Raw genomic sequence first — 19,285 nt, forward strand, 5'->3', positions numbered from 1 at the left:
CATTGCACTGTGGGTATAGCATATGTGAGGCGGCGATGGCGCACTGCGGCAATAAAAATCAGTCCGCGCGGCGGATTGGACTTTGCACGCCGTCGTCAATTTCCGCCAGGGCGCGGGAAACCCCGTGCTAGTATGCGGGTTTTGGCGGCGCAAAGCGCGGCCCGTTTCATCCCAGAGAGCATTAGACCCCCGATCATGAAATTCGCGACGCACACCATTGCGCTGGCCTTGAGCCTGGCGTTGATCAGCCCGGCCAGCCTGGCCGAACCCGAAGACATGCCTTTGCCCGGCGACGTGCAGATGGCGCCGGCGAGCAAACCCGCGCGCAAGGCCGCGCCGGCCAAAGCCGTTCAGGCGGCGGAACCGGCGCGCGCCAAAGAGCAAGCCAAGCCGGCGCGCCAGGCCAAAGGCAAGGCCAAGGCGAAATCCGCGAAGCAGGGCAAGCGTCAGGCCAAGGCCATTAGCGCCAAGCAGACGCGTCACGGCAAGGCGGCGGCCAAGCCGGCGACAAAAAAATCGACCGTCAAGAAATCGACGGCCAAAAAGCCGCGTCACGCAGCCAAAACCGCAAAGCGCGCGCCGCAGGCCAAGGCGCCCGCTAAAAAAATCAGCAAAAACAAAAAGGTAGGCAAAAGCGTGAAGCAGGTGCATAAAAAGGCGCCGAACAAGACGCGCTGACGGCTTGCCAAAGCCATTGAGGCAAGACATAATACGCCTCTCTTCGCCGGTGTAGCTCAGTTGGTAGAGCACCTGACTTGTAATCAGGGGGTCGCGAGTTCGATTCCTGCCGCCGGCACCAATAAAATCAAGGGCTTATAGAGTTTTCTCTATAGGCCCTTGGTGCGTTTTAGACAGGATTAAGACGGCATCGTCTAAAATTTCCTGCCCAATCCCTCCCAAATACCCGCTTGGTATCGTGCTCAAAGCGCACCAAATCACCCATTCGGTCATTTTATTTTCCCGCCCATATCCTGAGCGCTACCGGCCATCTCTATTCATTTTTATTGCAATCGGCATACTGAAAAGCGGTTTTAATATCTCCGCAGGCTCACTTGGCCCTTCTGGTCATGGATCGTCCAGAGCTGGCGTGGCCAACAACATCTGGAAGAGGGGGAGGCTGGCCACTACGAGCCATCCTCAGAGTGCGCGTTGTTTTGAATACGGGAAAATGAGCCTGGCACACAGTCAAATAGCCAGAATATGCTTTTTAATATTTACCAATTAGTAAGATTGCCTGCCTCAAACCTTGCGAAAGAATGTGAATAATAACCAAAAAAAGCCATGAACTGAAATTGCATCATTAAGAGCGGCTAACAAAAATGAGCAGAACAAGTTGGTGCCAAGCGTTGTCAGACGGGCGGTGGTGCTCATGTCGGGTCCCCCTTGCCTGGGGCGGCGGGCCCGCCTCTCCAAGGTTGGCGAGAGTTGAGGGGGCTGTGTCGATGCGGCGGCATGGCCTGACTCCAAATAGCGGATGAAGACGTGAAATATCCTAATAAGTTAATTAATTGATTAAATAGGAATTTTCCTAAAAATGATGGCGATAGCGCCGAGCTGGCCTAAAGAACGGGATCATCGCTAAGTTTGAGTTGAATCAACGCACAAACCGCAGCGGTAGGCCCTGGCAGTCCGGCTGGATGCGGCCCTGGAACCAAGCCAATTGACCGGAAACGATGGTGGCGCTGACCGCGTGGCGGAAGGCCAGATGCGGGAAGGGGGTCCAGCCGCAATGAGCCAGCAGGGCATCGCGGCAGACCGGGCGCGGCGCGGGCAGGCGCTGCACCAGCGTCAGATCGGCCCAATAGCCTTCGCGCAGATAGCCGCGTTCGGCGATGGCGAAGCGGGCGGCCACCGCGTGGCTGGTCTTGTCCACCAGTTGCTGCAGCGTCAGTTCGCCGTCGGCCACTAATTCCAGCAGCGCCGGCAGCGCGTGCTGGACCAGCGGCAGGCCGGCCGGGGCCTGTGTGTAGGGCTGCTGTTTTTCCTCCCAGGCATGCGGCGCGTGATCGGTGCCGATCAGGTCGATGCGGCCGTCGCGCAGCGCCTGGCGCAGCGCGTCGCGGTCGGCGCGGCTCTTGATCGCCGGATTGCATTTGATCAGGTGGCCCAGGCGGGCGTAGTCGCCGTCGTCCAGCAGCAGGTGGTGGACGCAGGCTTCGGCGGTGATGCGCTTGCCGGCGACGGGGCCGGGCCGGAACAGCTCCAGTTCGCGCGCGCTGCTGAGGTGCAGCACGTGCAGTTGACTGCCGTGGCGTTGCGCCAGCTCCACTGCCAGCCGGGTGGATTGGTAGCAGGCTTCGGCGTCGCGGATCAGCGGGTGCTGGTCCGGCGGGATGTCGTCGCCGAAGCGCAGCCGCCAGGCGGCTTCGCGTTCGCGGATGCGCGGCGTGTGTTCGCAGTGGGTGAGGATGGGCAGCGGGCAAGCGGCGAACAGCCGCTCCAGCGCGGCCGGGTCGTCCAGCAGCAGGTCGCCGGTGCTGGCGCCCATGAACACTTTGACGCCGGCGGCGCGGTTGGGCGGCAGCGCGGCGATCAGCGCCAGATTGTGGCGGGTGGCGCCCAGGTGGAAGCCGTAATTGGCCACGGAGTGGGCGGCGGCGCGGCTTTCCTTGTCCGCCAGCGCGTCCAGGCAGGTGGTGGCCGGCCGGGTATTGGGCATGTCCATGAAGCTGGTGACGCCGCCGGCCACCGCGGCGCGGGATTCGCTGGCGATGCTGCCCTTGTGCGGCGCGCCGGGTTCGCGGAAGTGGACTTGGTCGTCGATCATGCCGGGCAGCAGCCATTGGCCGGCGGCGTCGATGTCGATGTCGCCGGGGCGGCCGGGCAGGCTGGCATCGATGCGGCGGATGCGGCCGTTGCCGACGCGCAGGTCGGCTTCCCACTCGCGGCCGTCGCTGACCAGGCGGGCGTTGCGGATCAGGATGTCGCTCATTCAGAACTCGTTTTGCAGCGCTTTGTAGCCGCGCACCAGTTCGCTGTTGGCGCGCAGCACGTCTTCGGAGAATTCGGCGGCGGACACGCTGGCCTTGGGCAGGCGCGCGGTGTCGCTGGCCGCGCCTATGCGTTCGGTGGAGGCCACGTAGCAGCCGGCCGGCAGTTCGCAGCCGTCCACCACCGCGTTGTGGCGCACCACGCAGCCGTCGCCGACGCGGCAGTTGAACAGCACGCTGTTGAAGCCGACGAAGACGCGTTCGCCCACGGCGCAGGGGCCGTGGATGATGGAGCGGTGGGCGATGGAGGTGTGCGCGCCTATGGTGACGGCGGCGCCGGCCTTGGAGTGGATGACCACGCCGTCCTGGATATTGGAGTGGGGGCCGATGACGATGGCTTCCATCTCGCCGTTGGCGTCCACTTCGTCGGCGCGGATCACCGCGTAGGGGCCGATGAAGACATGGTCGTGGACGATGATCTTGCCGCAGAGGATGGCGGTCTTGTCGACGTAGGCGGATTCGGCGATTACCGGCAGGTGGCCGGAGGGGTTTTTGCGTATCAAGCGCTGCTCCCTGAGAGTGTGTTCACGATCTGCTGCGCTGCGGCGATACGCCGTTGAGAACATCTTCGAAATGCTCATGTACCGAATGTACATTCCGCTTTCTCCGCTGTTCTCGCCTTGTCTCGCTCTTGCTCGCGAGATCGTGGATTGCTTATGAGAGTTGGCTGGCGGCCACCGCGTCGTGCGGGTGCAGGCTTTCCTGGTGGCGCACGTCCACCCGGCTCAGACCGTGGCCGGCCAGCGCCGCTTGCAGCCGGCGCGCGGCGTCTTCCACATACATCAGATTGGCGCCGTTGAGGGCGGCGAAGGCTTGTTCGTCGGCGCGCTTGACCGCGGTTTGCACCGGGGTGGCCAGCGCTTGTTCAGCCAGGTCTATGCGCGCCGCCAGGTCCCAGCCGGCGGCGTCGGCGGGGATGTCGAAGCGCAGCCGCGCCTGGCTGCGCTGGCTGTGCGGGGTGGCCAGGGTGGCGTGTTCCAGCAGCCAGTCGTAAACCGCGTCCGGCGTGGCCGCGCGCTCCTGTTGGCGGAAGGCGTCGGCGATCAGCCTGCGCGCCAGCGCGGCGGAGCAGGGGCAGGTGGAGGAGTAGGCGATTTCCACCTCGGCCCACAGCCGGCAGCCGTCGCCGTCGAGTTCGGCGCCCAGCGCGGCGGGGTAGGCCTTCCAGCCGGACAGGCCCGGCGTGGCCAGCGCCGGGCGCTGGCACAGCAGTTCGAAGCGGAGTTCTGCGCGGGCGGCGTCGCTGCCGCAGTCGGCGTGGCTGTCCGCCATCGCCCGCAGCAGCCGGCCGAGGGCGTCCGGGCTGAGCGGCGCGGCGTCGGCGTGGGCTTGCAGCAGCCGGTAGAGCCGGGACATGTGGATGCCCTTGATCGCCGGCCGGGGCAGGTTGACTTGCGCGCTGGCGCGGGCGGCGACGCAGCCGTGGGCGGCGTCCGCCAGCCGCAGCGGCAGCGCGATGCCGTCCATGCCCACCCAGTTCAAGGGCAGCAGCGCGGCCGCGGCGCCGCTGCGCGCGATATCGGGCAGCGGGGCGTTCATGCGGCGTCCTCGGCAAGGGTGTCCAGCGGCGGGAAGGGGTCCGGCAGCAGCGCCCAGGCGGCCGGGCCGGCGGCCATTTCGGCCTCGTCCAGCAGGCAGTTGTCCAATTGCCGGCGCAGTTCGGCTTCGTTCATGGCGATGCCGATCAGCACCAGTTCCTGACGCGCGTCGCCGATGCCGTCCCGCCAGTGGCTTTCGATCTGGCGCAGGCTGTCTTCGTCCTGCGGCCAGTATTCGCGCGGGGTGGCGGCCCACCATTGGCCGGCCTGCTCATGGCGGCACACCGCGCCGGCCTGCGACCACAGTTGGGCGTGGGCCGGGCGGCTGGCCAGCCAGAAATAACCCTTGGAGCGCAGCACGCCCGGCCATTCCCGCTGAGCCAGTTCAAAGAAGCGCTGTGGATGGAAGGGGCGGAGCGCGCGGTAGACGAAGCTGGCGATGCCGTATTCCTCGGTTTCCGGCGTGTGCTCGCCGCGCAGCTCGCTGAGCCAGCCGGGGGCGTCGGCGGCGGCGTCGAAGTCGAACAGGCCGGTGTTGAGCACCGCGTCCAGCGGCACCTGGCCGAAGCGGGCTTCGACGATGCGGGCGCGCGGGTTGAGCTGGCGCAGGATGCCGGCCAGCCGTTCCTTGTCCGCGGCGTCGATCAGATCGGTCTTGTTGAGCACGATCACGTCGCAGAACTCCACTTGTTCGATCAACAGGTCCGCCACCGTGCGCTCGTCGGCCTCGCCCAGGGATTCGCCGCGTTGCCGCAGCTGATCGCGCGAGGCGTAGTCGCGCAGGAAGTGACAGGCGTCCACCACGGTGACCATGGTGTCCAGCCGCGCGGAGTCGGCCAGGCTGCGGCCCTGCTCGTCGGCGAAGGTGAAGGTTTCCGCCACCGGCAGCGGTTCGGCGATGCCGGTGGATTCGATCACCAGCTGGTCGAAGCGGCCTTCGTCCGCCAGCCGCGACACTTCCAGCAGCAGGTCTTCGCGCAGGGTGCAGCAGATGCAGCCATTGCTCATCTCCACCAGTTTTTCCTCGGTGCGCGACAGCGCGGCGCCGCCTTCACGCACCAGGGCGGCGTCGATATTGACCTCGCTCATGTCGTTGACGATCACCGCCACGCGGCGGCCTTCGCGGTTGTTGAGGATGTGGTTGAGCAAGGTGGTCTTGCCGGCGCCGAGGAAGCCGGACAGCACGGTGACCGGCAGTCTGGCGTCTAGCGCGGCGGAGGAGGAGGGCGTGGGCGTCATGGCATGGGGTCCGATTAGGTGAGGGCGATGCGGGTGGCGAAGGCCTTTGGCTGTTCGCGGTTTTTGTTATGTTATAACATTTTATTTTTCGACGGCAAGGGTCGAATATCGCCACTAGTTCTTTCTGGCTAGTCCGTCTCGCCAAAGTACTAACCGTGACTAGTGCCAATGCGCCGTCCGGCGTCGACCTTCGGCGAATGTCGGCGCTTGCCGGCGCGTTCTAAGCTTGCAATCAAGTGAAAAGGTCCGTTTCCCCCGGTGGCTGGAGCCGCCGGCCCGTGCGGCGCGGACCCCGATATTTGGAGGCAAGATGAGTCACTTTCTCGACCGTTTGAATTTCCTGGGCAAGACCCGCTCCACCTTTGCCAATGGTCACGGCGCCGTCGTCAACGAGGATCGCGGTTGGGAAAACGCCTACCGCCAGCGCTGGCAGCACGACAAGGTGGTGCGTTCCACCCATGGCGTGAACTGCACCGGCTCCTGTAGCTGGAAGGTGTATGTGAAGAACGGCCTGATCACCTGGGAAACCCAGCAGACCGATTACCCGCGCACCCGGCCGGACCTGCCCAATCACGAACCGCGCGGCTGTCCGCGCGGCGCGTCCTATAGCTGGTACGTCTACTCCGCCCAGCGCGTCAAATACCCGATGATCCGCGGCCGGCTGGCCAAATTGTGGCGCGAGGCGCGCCAGACCCTGAGCCCGGTGGAGGCCTGGGAAAAGATCAGCCAGACGCCGGAACTGGCCAAGCAGTACAAGTCCAAGCGCGGCCAGGGCGGTTTCGTGCGCGCCAGCTGGGACGAGGCCAATGAGATCGTGGCCGCCGCCAACGCCTTCACCATCAAGCGATACGGTCCGGACCGCGTGGTGGGCTTCTCGCCGATTCCGGCGATGTCCATGGTGTCCTACGCCGCCGGCAGCCGTTACCTCAGCCTGATCGGCGGGGTGCCGCTGTCCTTCTACGACTGGTATTGCGATTTGCCGCCGGCCAGCCCGCAGACCTGGGGCGAGCAGACCGACGTGGCCGAATCCGCGGACTGGTACAACTCCACCTATCTGATGGTGTGGGGCTCCAATGTGCCGATGACCCGCACCCCGGACGCCCACTTTTACACCGAGGTGCGCTACAAGGGCACCAAGACGGTGGCGGTGTCCAGCGACTTTGGCGAAATGGCCAAGTTCGGCGACATCTGGATGGCCCCCAAGCAGGGCACCGACGCCGCGCTGGCGATGGCGATGGGCCATGTGATCTTCAAGGAGTTCCACCTCGATAATCCGTCCGGCTACTTCACCGACTACATCCGCCGCTATACCGACATGCCGATGCTGGTGGCGCTGAAGCAAGACGGCGAGCGCTACATTCCGGACTATTTCCTGCGCGCCTCCCATCTGGAAGGCGGCTTGGGCGAAGACAACAACCCGGACTGGAAAACCCTGCTGATCGACGAGGCCAGCGGCGACATCGTCGCGCCCAACGGCTCCATCGGCTTCCGCTGGGGTCAGGCCGAGGGCAAGGCCGGCAAGTGGAACCTGGAGCAGAAGGATGGCGGCAACGGCCGCGAGGTGTCCGCCAAGCTGTCGCTGATCAAAGAAAGCGACGCGGTGGTGGGCGTGGGCTTCCCTTACTTCGGCGCCGAGCACGATGAACTGCTGACCCGCAATGTGCCGGCCAAGCGCATCCGTCTGGCCGACGGCAGCGAAACCCTGGTGGCCACGGTATTCGACCTGATGGCGGCCAACTACGGCATAGACCGCGGCCTGGGCGGCGGCAACGTCGCCGTCGACTATATGGACGACGTGCCCTACACCCCGGCCTGGCAGCAGAAGCACACCGGCGTGAAGCCGGAACTGGTGATCCAGGTGGCGCGCGAGTTCGCCCAGAACGCCGATCAGACCCAGGGCAAATCCATGGTCATCGTCGGCGCGGCGCTGAACCACTGGTACCACATGGACATGACCTACCGCGGCATCATCAATATGTTGATGCTGTGCGGCTGCATCGGCCAGTCCGGCGGCGGCTGGTGCCACTATGTGGGCCAGGAAAAACTGCGTCCGCAAACCGGTTGGGCGCCGCTGGCCTTCGCCGGCGACTGGAACCGCCCGGCGCGGCAGATGAACGGCACCAGCTTCTTCTACGCGCATACCAGCCAGTGGCGGCATGAAAAACTGGGCGTAGGCGAAATCCTGGCGCCCACCGCCGACGGCCGCATGGCCGGCATGGCGCTGATCGACTACAACGCCAAGGCCGAGCGCATGGGCTGGCTGCCGTCCGCGCCGCAGTTGTCCGCCAACCCGCTGGAGGTGACCCGCGCCGCGGCCGCCGCCGGCCAGGACGCCGCCGCCTACGTGGTGGACGGCCTCAAGTCCGGCAAGCTGGACCTGGCCTGCAACGACCCGGACAACCCGCAGAACTTCCCGCGCAATATGTTCGTGTGGCGTTCCAACATCCTGGGCAGCTCCGGCAAGGGCCACGAGTACTTCCTCAAATACCTGCTGGGCACCCAGAACGCGGTGCTGAATTCGGAAGACGACTGCATCAAGCCCACCGAAATCACCGTGCGCCCGGCGGCGGAAGGCAAGCTGGACCTGCTGGTGGTGCTGGACTTCCGCATGTCCACCACCTGCTTGTACGGCGACGTGGTGCTGCCCACCGCCACCTGGTACGAGAAGGACGACCTCAACACCTCGGACATGCATCCCTTCATCCACCCGCTGTCCGAAGCGGTGCAGCCCTTGTGGCAGTCGCGCACCGACTGGGAGATCTACAAGGGTTTCGCCAAGAAGCTGTCCGAGCTGGGCAAGGACTATCTGGGTGTGCAAAAGGATCTGGTGCTGACCCCGCTGATGCACGACACCCCGGAAGAACTGGGCCAGCCCTTCGATCCCAAGGACTGGAAAAAAGGCGAGTGCGAGCCGGTGCCGGGCAAGACCATGCCCAAGATGACGGTGGTGGAGCGCGACTACGGCGCGATCTACGACAAGTTCACCACCATCGGCCCCTTGCTGGAAAAAGCCGGCAACGGCGGCAAGGGCATCAACTGGAAAACCGGCCATGAAGTAGACATCCTGCGCGGCCTGAACCAAGTGGCGAGCCAAGGCGCCGGCAAGGGCCAGCCCAAGCTGGAAACCGCGATCGACGCCGCCGAGATGATTCTGACCCTGGCGCCGGAAACCAACGGCCACGTGGCGGTGAAGGCCTGGGACGCGCTGTCCAAGATCACCGGCCGCGACCACACCCATCTGGCCAAGCCGCGCGAGCACGACAGCATCCGCTTCCGCGACGTGCAGGCGCAGCCGCGCAAGATCATTTCCTCGCCCACCTGGTCCGGCCTGGAAAGCGAAGAAGTCAGCTACAACGCCGGCTACACCAATGTGCACGAGCTGATTCCCTGGCGCACCATCACCGGCCGCCAGCAGTTCTACCAGGATCACCAGTGGATGCGCGCCTTCGGCGAAGGCCTGTGCGTGTACAAGCCGGCGGTGGATCTGAAAACCACCCAGGCGGTGCTGGGCAAGCACGGCAACGGTAATCACGAATTGGTGCTGAACTTCCTGACCCCGCACCAGAAGTGGGGCATCCACAGCACGTACTCCGACAATCTGCGCATGCTGACGCTGAGCCGCGGCGGCCCGAACGTGTGGCTGTCCGAGGACGACGCCAAGAAGGCCGGCATCGTGGACAACGACTGGATCGAGGTGTTCAACGCCAACGGCACGCTGACCGCCCGCGCCGTGGTGTCGCAGCGGGTGCCGCAGGGCATGACGATGATGTACCACGCCCAGGAGAAGATCGTGAACGTGCCGGGCGCGGAAGTGTCCGGCAAGCGCGGCGGCATCCACAACTCGGTGACCCGCACGGTGACCAAGCCCACCCACATGATTGGCGGTTACGCGCAACTGTCCTGGGGCTTCAATTACTACGGCACCGTGGGCGCCAACCGCGACGAGTTCGTGGTGGTGCGCAAGATGAACTCAGTGGACTGGATGGATAGTCCGGCAGGAGAGCAACAATGAAAATCCGCGCTCAAATCGGCATGGTGTTGAATCTGGACAAGTGCATCGGCTGCCACACTTGTTCGGTCACCTGCAAAAACGTCTGGACCAGCCGCGACGGCGTCGAATACGCCTGGTTCAACAATGTGGAAACCAAGCCCGGCATCGGCTACCCCAAGGAATGGGAAAACCAGGAGAAGTGGAAGGGCGGCTGGGTGCGCAAGCCCAACGGCAAGCTGGAGCCGCGTCAGGGCGGCCGGCTGAAAATCCTGGGCAATATCTTCGCCAACCCCAATATGCCGGCGATAGACGATTACTACGAGCCGTTCACCTACGACTACGAACATCTGCAGAACGCGCCGGAGATGAAGACGCCGCCCACCGCGCGGCCGGTGTCGGTGCTGACCGGCAAGAAGATGAACAAGATCGAATGGGGCCCGAACTGGGAGGACGATCTGGGCGGCGAATTCTCCAAGCGCAGCAAGGACGCCCTGTTTGAGGGCATCCAGAAGGAAATGTACTCGGCCTTCGAGAACACCTTCATGATGTATCTGCCGCGCCTGTGCGAACACTGCCTGAACCCGGCTTGCGTCGCCTCCTGTCCGTCCGGCTCCATCTATAAGCGCGAAGACGACGGCATCGTGCTGATAGACCAGGACAAATGCCGCGGCTGGCGCATGTGCGTGTCCGGCTGCCCGTACAAGAAGATTTATTACAACTGGACCTCCGGCAAGGCCGAGAAGTGCACCTTCTGCTACCCGCGCATCGAGGGCGGCCAGCCGACGGTGTGCTCGGAAACCTGCGTCGGCCGCATCCGCTATCTGGGCGTGCTCTTGTACGACGCCGACAAGATAGACGAAGCCGCCGCGGTGGAAGACCCGAAGAGCCTGTACGAGGCGCAGCTGGGCGTGTTCCTGGACCCGAACGCGCCGGAAGTGATCGCCGAGGCGCAGAAGCAGGGCATTCCGCAAAGCTGGATCGACGCCGCGCAGCGCTCCCCGGTCTACAAGATGGCGATGGAGTGGAAAGTGGCTTTCCCGCTGCACCCGGAATACCGGACTCTGCCGATGGTGTGGTACATCCCGCCGCTGTCGCCGATCCAGTCCGCGATGGAAAACGGCCTGATCGGCGAGAACGGCATCATCCCGGACGTTAAGGACCTGCGCATCCCCATCCAGTACCTGGCCAATCTGCTGACCGCCGGCAAGGAAGAACCGGTGGTGAAGGCGCTGGAAACCATGGTGGCGATGCGGCGCTATATGCGCAAGAAGAGCGTGGAGAAGGTGTCGGACCCCGCCACCCTCAAGGGCACGCATCTGAACCCGGCCCAGGTGGAGGAGATGTATCAGGTGATGGCCATCGCCAATTACGAAGACCGCTTCGTGATTCCGTCCAGCCACAAGGAGCTGGTGGAAAACACCTTCGAGGACAAGGCGTCCTGCGGCTTCACCTTCGGCAACGGCTGCTCCGGCGGCGAGTCCGAGGCCAGCTTGTTCGGCAAGAAGAAGGCGACCCCCATCGTATTCCACGACATGCGGCGCGACCGCAAGTCCAATTCCGGTCAGTGAAGGAGAACGCCATGCGCATCTATCAGGCCTTATCGGCGCTGCTGTGCTACCCGGAGCCGGATCTGATCGCGGCGGCGGACGACATCCGCGCCGAGGTGGCGGCCGAGCCGCGCATCGCCCGGCTGCTGGAGCCCTTGCTGCTGTCCTTGGAGGGCGAGGATCTGATCACGCTGCAAGAACGCTATGTGCAGACCTTCGATCGCAACCCCAGCCATTCGCTGCACTTGTTCGAGCATATCCACGGCGAGGACCGCGCCCGCGGCCAGGCCATGGTGGATCTGCTGGCCGAATACCAGGCCCAGGGCCTGGAGCCGGCGGCGAACGAGCTGCCGGACTATCTGCCGCTGTTCCTGGAGTTCCTGGCGCAGTGCCCGCCGGAGGAGGCCGCCCGGCTGCTCTCCGACGCGGTGCACGTGATCGCCCACGTGGCCGGCAAGCTGGCCGACAGCCATTCCCACTACGCCGGCGTGCTGCAGGGGCTGGTGCTGCTGTCGCCGGTGGAGCCGGAAGCGCTGACCGTGCCGCCGGTACGCGACATGGACGAGATGCTGGAGACCTTCGGCCCCGGCGCGGACGGCGTGGAGCCGCTGCTGAAGCCGGCGCGGCCGGCCATCGCTCCGGTGAACTTTTACCCGCAGCGGCCGCAGGGCTGAATCCCGCTGCCAGGAGAGCAACATGAACTATCTGCACCAATTCGTATTCGGCATCTATCCCTACATCGCGCTGGCGGTGTTCCTGCTGGGCAGCCTGATCCGCTTCGACCGCGAGCAATACAGCTGGAAGAGCGAATCCTCGCAACTGCTGTACCGCGGCCAGCTGCGGCTGGGCAATATCCTGTTCCACCTCGGCATCATCGGCCTGTTCTTCGGCCATCTGGTGGGCCTGTTGACGCCGGTGGCGGTATGGGACGCGCTGGGCGTCAGCCACAGCTTCAAGCAAGTGTTCGCGATGACGGCCGGCGGCATCATGGGCGGCCTGTGCCTGATCGGCATCCTGATCCTGCTGCACCGCCGCTTCACTTGCGACCGGCTGGCGGCCAACACCACCTGGCGCGACAAGCTGGTGTTGCTGTGGATTCTGGCCACCTTGTTGCTGGGCCTCAGCACCATCGCGGTGTCGGCGCAGCATCTGGACGGCCACGAGATGGTGTTGCTGATGAGCTGGGCTCAGCACATCGTCACCCTGCGCGGCGACGCGGCCATCTTCATCGTCGGCGCCTCGCCGGTATTCAAGGCGCACTTGTTCATGGGCATGAGCTTGTTCGTGATCTTCCCGTTCACCCGTCTGGTGCACGTGTGGAGCGGCTTCGGCGCGGTGACTTATCTGGGCCGGGCCTGGCAGCTGGTGCGGCCGAGGGGTTGATCCGGCGGGTTTGCCAAGATTCAGCATGAGGTCGCGGCGGGGCATCCTTGGATGCTCCGCCGTTTTTCATGCCGTCCGGCTACATATAAATTCGATAAGTTGTGAAGCAATAACAAGAGAGAACAATTCCTAACAATTCGAAACAGCCGGCTGTCAACCAAACGGTTAAGCTGCCTCATCCGTTTAAATTCAGGAGTTAGCCGCATGAAACGCGCACTTGTCATCTTATCGCTGAGCCTGGCCGGTTTGGCCTCCACCGCCCTGGCGGACACCTCCACCATCGTCGGCGGCGCGCTGGGCGGCGCGGCCGGCGCGGCGGTGGGCGAGGCGGTGGGCGGCCGCAACGGCGCCATCATCGGCGGCGCGGTGGGCGGCGCTTCAGGCGCGGCCATCGGCCACGACTACGGCAAGCCGGCGGCGTCGGAACGCCGCGACGACGACGGCCGCCGCTATCGCAAGCACCGCCATCGCCATCACCGCGACAAAGGCTATTTCTGCCCGCCGGGCCAGGCCAAGAAAGGCCGTTGCTGAGCCGCCGCGGCTGTCCAGCCGGCCATTGGCATTAAACCCATTGCAGTATTCAGCATGAACCGGGCTTGATCTATATTGATGGGTGTTGGTTTCCATTGTCATGGAAAATCAAGAGAAACAGTCGATAGAGATCGGAGCCCGCCATGCTGTCCAGGCTATCCCTCGCCAGCAAGCTGCTATTGCTGCTGCTGCCTTTTTCCGCCGCCCTGATCGGCCTGGCCTCGGTGCTGGCCGTCGATCGCTTCCAGACCCTGTCGGAATTGCAACGCTCGGATCGCCTGATCCAGGTGGCGGCGCGTTCCAGCCAGTTGATCCACGATTTGCAGACCGAACGCGGCCTGAGCAACGGCTTCCTCAGCGGCCAGGCCGCCGGCTTGCCGCCGCCCTTGCAGCAGGCGCGCGCGGTCAGCGACAAGGACCTGGCCGCCTTCCGCGACGAGGCGGCCAATCACGCCGCCAGCAGCCTGGCCGGCGATCTGTCCGCCCTGAGCAGTCAACTGGACGGCCTGTCCCAGCTGCGCGACAGCGTGGAAAAACGCGCGACGCCGGCGGCCGAGGCCTTCGCCGCCTATTCCGGCCGCATCGACGCCCTGATCGGCCTGATCGCCAAGCTGGCGCAGGCCAATAGCGACGGCGATCTGCTGCGCAGCACCGCGGCCTTGCTCAGCCTGCAATGCGAGAAGGAGTTCGCCGGCCGCGAGCGCGGCTACGTCAACGGCGTGCTCAACGGCGGCGTGTTCGATCAAAAAAGCTTTGCCCAGGCGGTGGGCCTCAAGGCCAAGCAGGACGCCTGCGCCGGACAGCTGCGGCTGATGGCGGACGATACGCTGCGCGCCCAGATGGACGCGGTGGAAGGCGGCGACGAGGCCAAGGCCTTGCAGGCGCTGCGCGATAAACTCTTGGGCCAGGCCCTGGGCCAGCCGGCCGGCGTGGCGCCGGCGGCGTGGTTTCAGGCGGCGACCCAGCGCATCGGCGCGCTGAAAACGCTGCAGGACAAGCTGCTGTCCGATCTGGCCGGCCTGGTGGCGGCCAAGGTGTCCCAGGCCCGGGTCGACCTGTGGGTGACGCTGGGCGGCTCCGCCCTGGTGATTCTGGCCCTGGGCGGCCTGGGTTTCGCCATCTATCGCGGCATCCATGTGCCGGTGCAGCGGCTGGAACTGCTGATGACCTCGATGAGCCGGGATTTTGATCTGAGGCCGCGCGCCGACATCCGCGGTCACGATGAAATCGCGCGCATGGGCAAGGCTTTCGACCACTTGGTGGAGGCCTTCGCCCGCACCCTGAACCAAGTCAATCACAACGCCCACAGCCTGGTGGAGGCGGCGCACGCGATGCTGGCGATTTCCCATCGCGCCGCCAAGGCTTCGGAAACCCAGAGCCAGTCGGCGGCCGGCATCGCCGCGGCGGTGGAGGAGATGAGCGCGGGCATCGAGTCGGTCAGCGCCAACACCCGGCTGTCGCTGAACGTGGCGCAGCAGATGCAGAGCAGCGTCAGCGACGGCCGCGAACGCATGCGCAGCACCACCCAGGCGATGAATCAGACCTCGACGGTGCTGGACGACGCCGGCGGCCGGATAGAATCCTTGCAGCAGAAGTCCGAAGACATCCGCTCCATCATCACCGCCATCCGCGAGATCGCCGACCAGACCAATCTCTTGGCCTTGAACGCGGCGATCGAGGCGGCGCGCGCCGGCGAGATGGGCCGCGGCTTCGCCGTGGTGGCGGACGAGGTGCGCAAACTGGCCGAGCGCACCGGCAAGGAGACGCTGGACATCACATCGCTGATCGAGGACATCCGCGGCGAGACCCAGACCGCCGCCCACCACATGCAGGAGGCACGCCAGCGCATGGAGTCCGGCCTGGAGCTGGTGGGCCAGACCGTGCACGACCTGGATGAAATCCACCAGGAAGCCAGCGAGGCCGCGGCCAAGAGCCAGGGCACCGCGGTGGCGATGGCGCAGCAGACCGCGGCCAGCGGCGAGGTGGCCAACAATATCAGCGTGATCGCCTCGCTGGCGGAGGAGAATTCCGGCCTGGTGCAGGAGGTGGCGGATTTGTCCGACCGCCTCAACGCCTCGGCCAGCGAGCTGGTGGATCTGGTGGACAAGTTCAAACACGCCTGAGCGCCGATTTTTCACGGGGTCGCTCCTGATCGCCGGGCGCGCCTGTTCCCTTCACCCTGCGCTCGCATTTCGCCGGCCGGCCCCTAGTCACAAGTGACTAGGGGCCGGCGTGCTTTGGTTGGACTGCGAATTGTTGGGCTAGCTAGTAAAATGGAATCAGGAAATATCAGATTGGCGGCGACAGCCGGGCCACTTGGTTGCGACTAAGCGGTATCATTGGCTGCCATGGAGGAACTCATGCTTACCGACCGCTTCGGGCGCTCCATCGAATACCTGCGTCTGTCCGTGACCGACCGTTGCGACCTGCGTTGCAATTACTGCCTGCCCAAAGGCTTCAAAGGCTTCGAAGAGCCGGCCAACTGGCTGACCTTCGACGAGATAGAACGCGTGGTGGCGGCTTTCGCGCGCCTGGGCACGCGGCGGCTGCGGCTGACCGGCGGCGAACCGCTGCTGCGCCGCAATCTGCCGGAGCTGGCGGCGCGCCTGTCCGCGCTGCCCGGCCTCAACGACCTGTCGCTGACCAGCAACGCCACTCAGCTGGCGCGCCACGCTCAGGCGCTGCGCGCCGCCGGAGTCAGCCGCGTCAACGTCAGCCTGGACTCGCTGCGCCGCGATTGCGTGCACGACATCACCGGCAGCGACAGCCTGCCGCGGGTGATGGAAGGGCTGATGGCGGCCAAGGAGGCCGGCTTTTCCCCGATCAAGATCAATATGGTGGCGATGAAGGACGTCAACGACGCCGACATCGGCGCCATGGTCGCCTTCTGTATCCAGCATGGCTTCGTGCTGCGGCTGATCGAAGCCATGCCCATGGGCGACACCGGCCGCGCCGCCAGTTACCTGGACTTGCAGCCGGTGCTGCGTCAGCTGCAAACCGAATTCGACCTGGTCGAACAGGCCGCCACCCTGGGGGGCGGCCCGGCCCGCTACTGGAAAACCCGGGACGGCGGTTTCTCGCTGGGCCTGATCACGCCCATTTCCCAACATTTCTGCGCCACCTGTAACCGGGTACGGCTGTCCGTGGACGGCACGCTCTACATGTGTCTGGGCCAGGAAGAAAGCTTTGAGCTGCGCCCTCTGCTGCGCGCCGGCGTCGGCGACGCCGAACTGGAAGCGGCGATCCGCGCGGCGATAGAACTGAAACCGGAGCGACATGAATTCAGCGAGAAGCCGAAAAAGCTGGTGCGCTTCATGTCGATGACCGGTGGCTAGGGCGACGGCGATGCGGCTGAACGTGTCCCCGGTGCTGGGCGGCCCGCTGGGCCAGCGGCTCAGCGCCAAGATCGTCGGCGTGCTGGCGATTTTTCTCTTGGTGGCGCTGGGTTCCATCGGCGCCACGCTGTGGCTGTCCTGGCAGCAGGAGGGCGGCGCGGCGGCGATCAACGACGCCGGCAGCCTGCGCATGCGCGTCACCCGACTGGCGCTGGATTTGCAGCTTAGCGGCCAGGACGGCGCGCGCGCCGACGCGCTGCGCCGCGACATGGTCAATTACGAAGCCATCTTGCAGCGGCTGCGCCGCGGCGACCCGGCGCGCCCGCTGCTGGTGCCGCGTCAGGCGGACATCCAGCAGGCGCTGACCCAGGTGGAAACGCAGTGGCGCGAGCAACTGAAGCCGGTGTTGCAGGACGCGCTGACGCGGCCCGGCGACAACGCGGCGGAGGCCGCCCGTTTCGCCGAGCGCGTGGCGCTCTACGTGGCGGACATCAACACCTTCGTCAGCGGCATGGAGGCCTACAACGCCCGCAACACCGATTATCTGCGCCTGCTGCAGCTCTTGCTCGCCAGCATGGCGGTGGTGGGCACCGTCGCGTTGATTTATCTGATGCTGCTGATCGTGCTGCGGCCGCTGGACAAGCTGCACCAGGGCATACGCCGGCTGGCTGCCGGCGATTACAGCGTGCGGGTGCCGGTGGAGACCGACGACGAATTCGGTCAGGTCAGCACCGGTTTCAATCTGATGGCGGCCTGTCTGTCCGAATCCCACGCCACGCTGGAAGAGCGGGTGCGCGGCAAGACCGCCAGCCTGCAGCAGAAAAACCAGGAATTGGCGCTGTTGTACGAAATCACCTCCTTCTGCAATCAATCCCAGCCGCTGGAAGCGCTGTGCAAGGGCTTCCTCGCCCGGGTGATGCGCGCCTTCGACGCCGACGGCGGCGCGGTGCGCTTGACCGATCACGGCCAGGGCATGGTGTTCGTGGTGGCCGACGACGGTTTGCCGGAAGGGCTGCTGCGTGAAGAGCATTGCCTGAAAGTGGGCGACTGCCTGTGCGGAGAAGCCGCCGCCAAGGCAGAGAGCCGGGTGGAGAATATGCGCGGCCTGCCGGACAAGCAGTGCAGCCGCGAAGGTTTCCGCGTGGTCAGCGCCTTCCCGGTGGCGACGCAAAACCGCACCTTGGGCATTTTCAATCTGCATTTCCGACAGGCGCGCATCCTGCCGCCGCAGCAGGTGCGGCAACTGGAGATGCTGGGCCAGCACCTGGCGGTGGCGATAGAAAACCTGAGGCTGGCGGCCAAGGAGCGCGAACTGGCGGTGCTGGAGGAGCGCAATCTGGTGGCCCAGGGCCTGCACGACAGCATCGCCCAGGGCCTGTCCTTCCTGAACCTGCAAACCCAGATCATGCGCCAGGCGCTGGACAGCGGCGACCCGGGCCTGGTGGACGACACGCTGGCCTTGTTCGAGGCCGGGGTCAAGGAAAGCTACGACGATGTGCGCGAGCTGCTCAACAACTTCCGTTCCAAACTGTCGGAAAGCCTGAGCCAGGCGGTGAGCAGCCTGCTGGACAAATTCCGCAAGCAGACCGGGATGCGGGTGGAGCTGCGCTCCACCGGAGCCGGCGCGCCGCTGATGCCGGAACAGCAATTGCAGATCCTGTTCATCTTGCAGGAGGCGCTGTCCAATGTGCGCAAGCACGCCGAGGCCAGCCAGGTCACGGTCAGCCTCAGCGACGACGGCGAGGTCTTCGTGCTCAGCGTGCTGGACAACGGCGTCGGTTTCGATCTGGATACCGTGCGCAACAAGGGCGACGGCCATTTCGGCCTGTCCATCATGCAGGAGCGCGCGCAGCGCGCCGGCCTGCAACTGGACATCGAATCCACTCCGGAGGCGGGCACCCTGGTCAGCCTGCTGCTGCCGCGCGCGCGGCGCATGGCCGCTTGAGCCACTGGCGCGGCGGCTAGACAGCTCTCATACTGTCTATATCTGAATTTGAAAGACCCGGACTCGATGATGTCTGAACAGACCATACGCATTTTGCTGGTGGACGATCACACCTTGTTCCGCAGCGGAATCAAGGCCTTGCTGGCGCGCCAGGCGGCTTTCGACGTTGTCGGCGAGGCGGCCGACGGCGCCGAGGGCGTCAAGCTCGCCAAGCAGCTGGACCCGGACGTGGTGTTGCTGGACCTGAACATGCCGGGCATTTCCGGCGTGGAGGCGCTGACCCTGATGCTGCAGGACCAGCCCAAACGGGCGGTGGTGATGCTGACGGTGTCCGAGGAGGCCGACGATCTGACCGCGGCCTTGAAGGCCGGCGCGCGCGGCTATCTATTGAAGAACATCGACGCCGACTTCCTGACCCAGGCGGTGGCGCGCGCCGCCGCCGGCGAATCGGTGATGAGCGATTCGATGACCGCCAAGCTGATGGCCCAGTTCCGCCACGGCGCGGCCGCGCCGGTGGAGCCGGCGGAGCAGGAGCTGGACCGGCTGACCCCGCGCGAACGCGAAATCCTCGGCTTTCTGGCCCAGGGCAAGAGCAATAAGGAGATCGCGCGCAGCCTGGATCTGGCCGAGAGCACGGTCAAGATCCATGTGCAGAACATCCTGAAGAAGCTCAGCCTCAGCAGCCGGGTGCAGGCGGCGGTGTTCGCGGTGGAGAACGGGGTGGGGCGCAGCGCGTGAGCGGCTGCGCGCGGCCCTGGCTCCCATGAACAGCTTCTAAGCGGCGGT

General features: G+C 65.0%; 15 protein-coding genes and 1 tRNA gene. 11 read left to right on the top strand and 5 right to left on the bottom strand.

Annotated elements, in window-relative coordinates; translation table 11 throughout:
- Positions 1-132 precede the first annotated feature (132 nt).
- Positions 133-678: a hypothetical protein gene (locus tag DB032_RS07915; RefSeq protein WP_146176612.1), complete on the top strand. Its 546-nt coding sequence runs from the start codon at positions 133-135 to the stop codon at positions 676-678.
- Between the two features lie 45 nt (positions 679-723).
- Positions 724-799: transfer RNA gene (locus DB032_RS07920), tRNA-Thr, on the top strand.
- Between the two features lie 440 nt (positions 800-1,239).
- Here DB032_RS07920 and DB032_RS24750 read toward each other — a convergent pair.
- From DB032_RS24750 to zigA, 5 genes are all read right to left on the bottom strand, one after another.
- Entirely contained in the window at positions 1,240-1,371 is a 132-nt protein-coding gene (locus tag DB032_RS24750; protein WP_255411640.1) for a hypothetical protein, read from the bottom strand.
- Positions 1,372-1,594: 223 nt separating this feature from the next.
- Complete coding sequence (locus DB032_RS07925) at positions 1,595-2,932, bottom strand: dihydroorotase (protein WP_107798994.1); 1,338 nt, start codon at positions 2,930-2,932, stop codon at positions 1,595-1,597.
- Complete coding sequence (locus tag DB032_RS07930) at positions 2,933-3,493, bottom strand: carbonate dehydratase (RefSeq protein WP_107798995.1); 561 nt, start codon at positions 3,491-3,493, stop codon at positions 2,933-2,935.
- Between the two features lie 151 nt (positions 3,494-3,644).
- Positions 3,645-4,529 (bottom strand): GTP cyclohydrolase FolE2, encoded by an 885-nt coding sequence (gene folE2 / locus DB032_RS07935; RefSeq protein ID WP_107798996.1) that lies wholly within the window; start codon positions 4,527-4,529, stop codon positions 3,645-3,647.
- Positions 4,526-5,767, bottom strand: a complete 1,242-nt coding sequence (zigA, locus tag DB032_RS07940) for a zinc metallochaperone GTPase ZigA (protein ID WP_107798997.1) — start codon at positions 5,765-5,767, stop codon at positions 4,526-4,528. The genes folE2 and zigA overlap by 4 nt, the downstream gene beginning before the upstream one ends.
- A 310-nt stretch (positions 5,768-6,077) precedes the next feature.
- Here zigA and DB032_RS07945 point away from each other — a divergent pair, with 310 nt between their 5' ends.
- The 9 genes from DB032_RS07945 to DB032_RS07985 all read left to right on the top strand — a co-directional run bounded on the left by DB032_RS07945 (position 6,078) and on the right by DB032_RS07985 (position 19,237).
- Positions 6,078-9,779, top strand: coding sequence for a nitrate reductase subunit alpha (locus DB032_RS07945; protein WP_107798998.1), 3,702 nt, complete (start codon positions 6,078-6,080; stop codon positions 9,777-9,779).
- Positions 9,776-11,326 (top strand): nitrate reductase subunit beta, encoded by a 1,551-nt coding sequence (narH, locus tag DB032_RS07950; RefSeq protein WP_107798999.1) that lies wholly within the window; start codon positions 9,776-9,778, stop codon positions 11,324-11,326. Before DB032_RS07945 ends, narH begins: the two co-directional genes overlap by 4 nt.
- Positions 11,327-11,337: 11 nt before the next feature.
- The gene (gene narJ, locus DB032_RS07955) at positions 11,338-11,979 is read left to right on the top strand and encodes a nitrate reductase molybdenum cofactor assembly chaperone (RefSeq protein WP_107799000.1); all 642 of its coding nucleotides are present in this window, start codon (positions 11,338-11,340) and stop codon (positions 11,977-11,979) included.
- 22 nt (positions 11,980-12,001) lie between these two features.
- Positions 12,002-12,688 (top strand): respiratory nitrate reductase subunit gamma, encoded by a 687-nt coding sequence (gene narI, locus DB032_RS07960; RefSeq protein ID WP_107799001.1) that lies wholly within the window; start codon positions 12,002-12,004, stop codon positions 12,686-12,688.
- A gap of 204 nt (positions 12,689-12,892) precedes the next feature.
- A complete protein-coding gene (locus tag DB032_RS07965; protein WP_107799002.1) occupies positions 12,893-13,219 on the top strand; it encodes a glycine zipper domain-containing protein in 327 nt (108 codons plus the stop codon).
- 143 nt (positions 13,220-13,362) lie between these two features.
- Positions 13,363-15,342: a methyl-accepting chemotaxis protein gene (locus tag DB032_RS07970; protein ID WP_107799003.1), complete on the top strand. Its 1,980-nt coding sequence runs from the start codon at positions 13,363-13,365 to the stop codon at positions 15,340-15,342.
- A 237-nt stretch (positions 15,343-15,579) separates the two neighbouring features.
- The gene (moaA, locus tag DB032_RS07975) at positions 15,580-16,554 is read left to right on the top strand and encodes a GTP 3',8-cyclase MoaA (RefSeq protein WP_107799004.1); all 975 of its coding nucleotides are present in this window, start codon (positions 15,580-15,582) and stop codon (positions 16,552-16,554) included.
- 10 nt (positions 16,555-16,564) lie between these two features.
- Positions 16,565-18,499: a type IV pili methyl-accepting chemotaxis transducer N-terminal domain-containing protein gene (locus DB032_RS07980; protein ID WP_107799005.1), complete on the top strand. Its 1,935-nt coding sequence runs from the start codon at positions 16,565-16,567 to the stop codon at positions 18,497-18,499.
- Between the two features lie 69 nt (positions 18,500-18,568).
- Entirely contained in the window at positions 18,569-19,237 is a 669-nt protein-coding gene (locus tag DB032_RS07985) for a response regulator (RefSeq protein WP_107801745.1), read from the top strand.
- The last annotated feature ends 48 nt before the right edge of the window (positions 19,238-19,285 follow it).

The organism is Chromobacterium sp. Panama (assembly GCF_003052555.1).
In the GTDB taxonomy this organism is placed as follows: Bacteria; Pseudomonadota; Gammaproteobacteria; order Burkholderiales; family Chromobacteriaceae; genus Chromobacterium.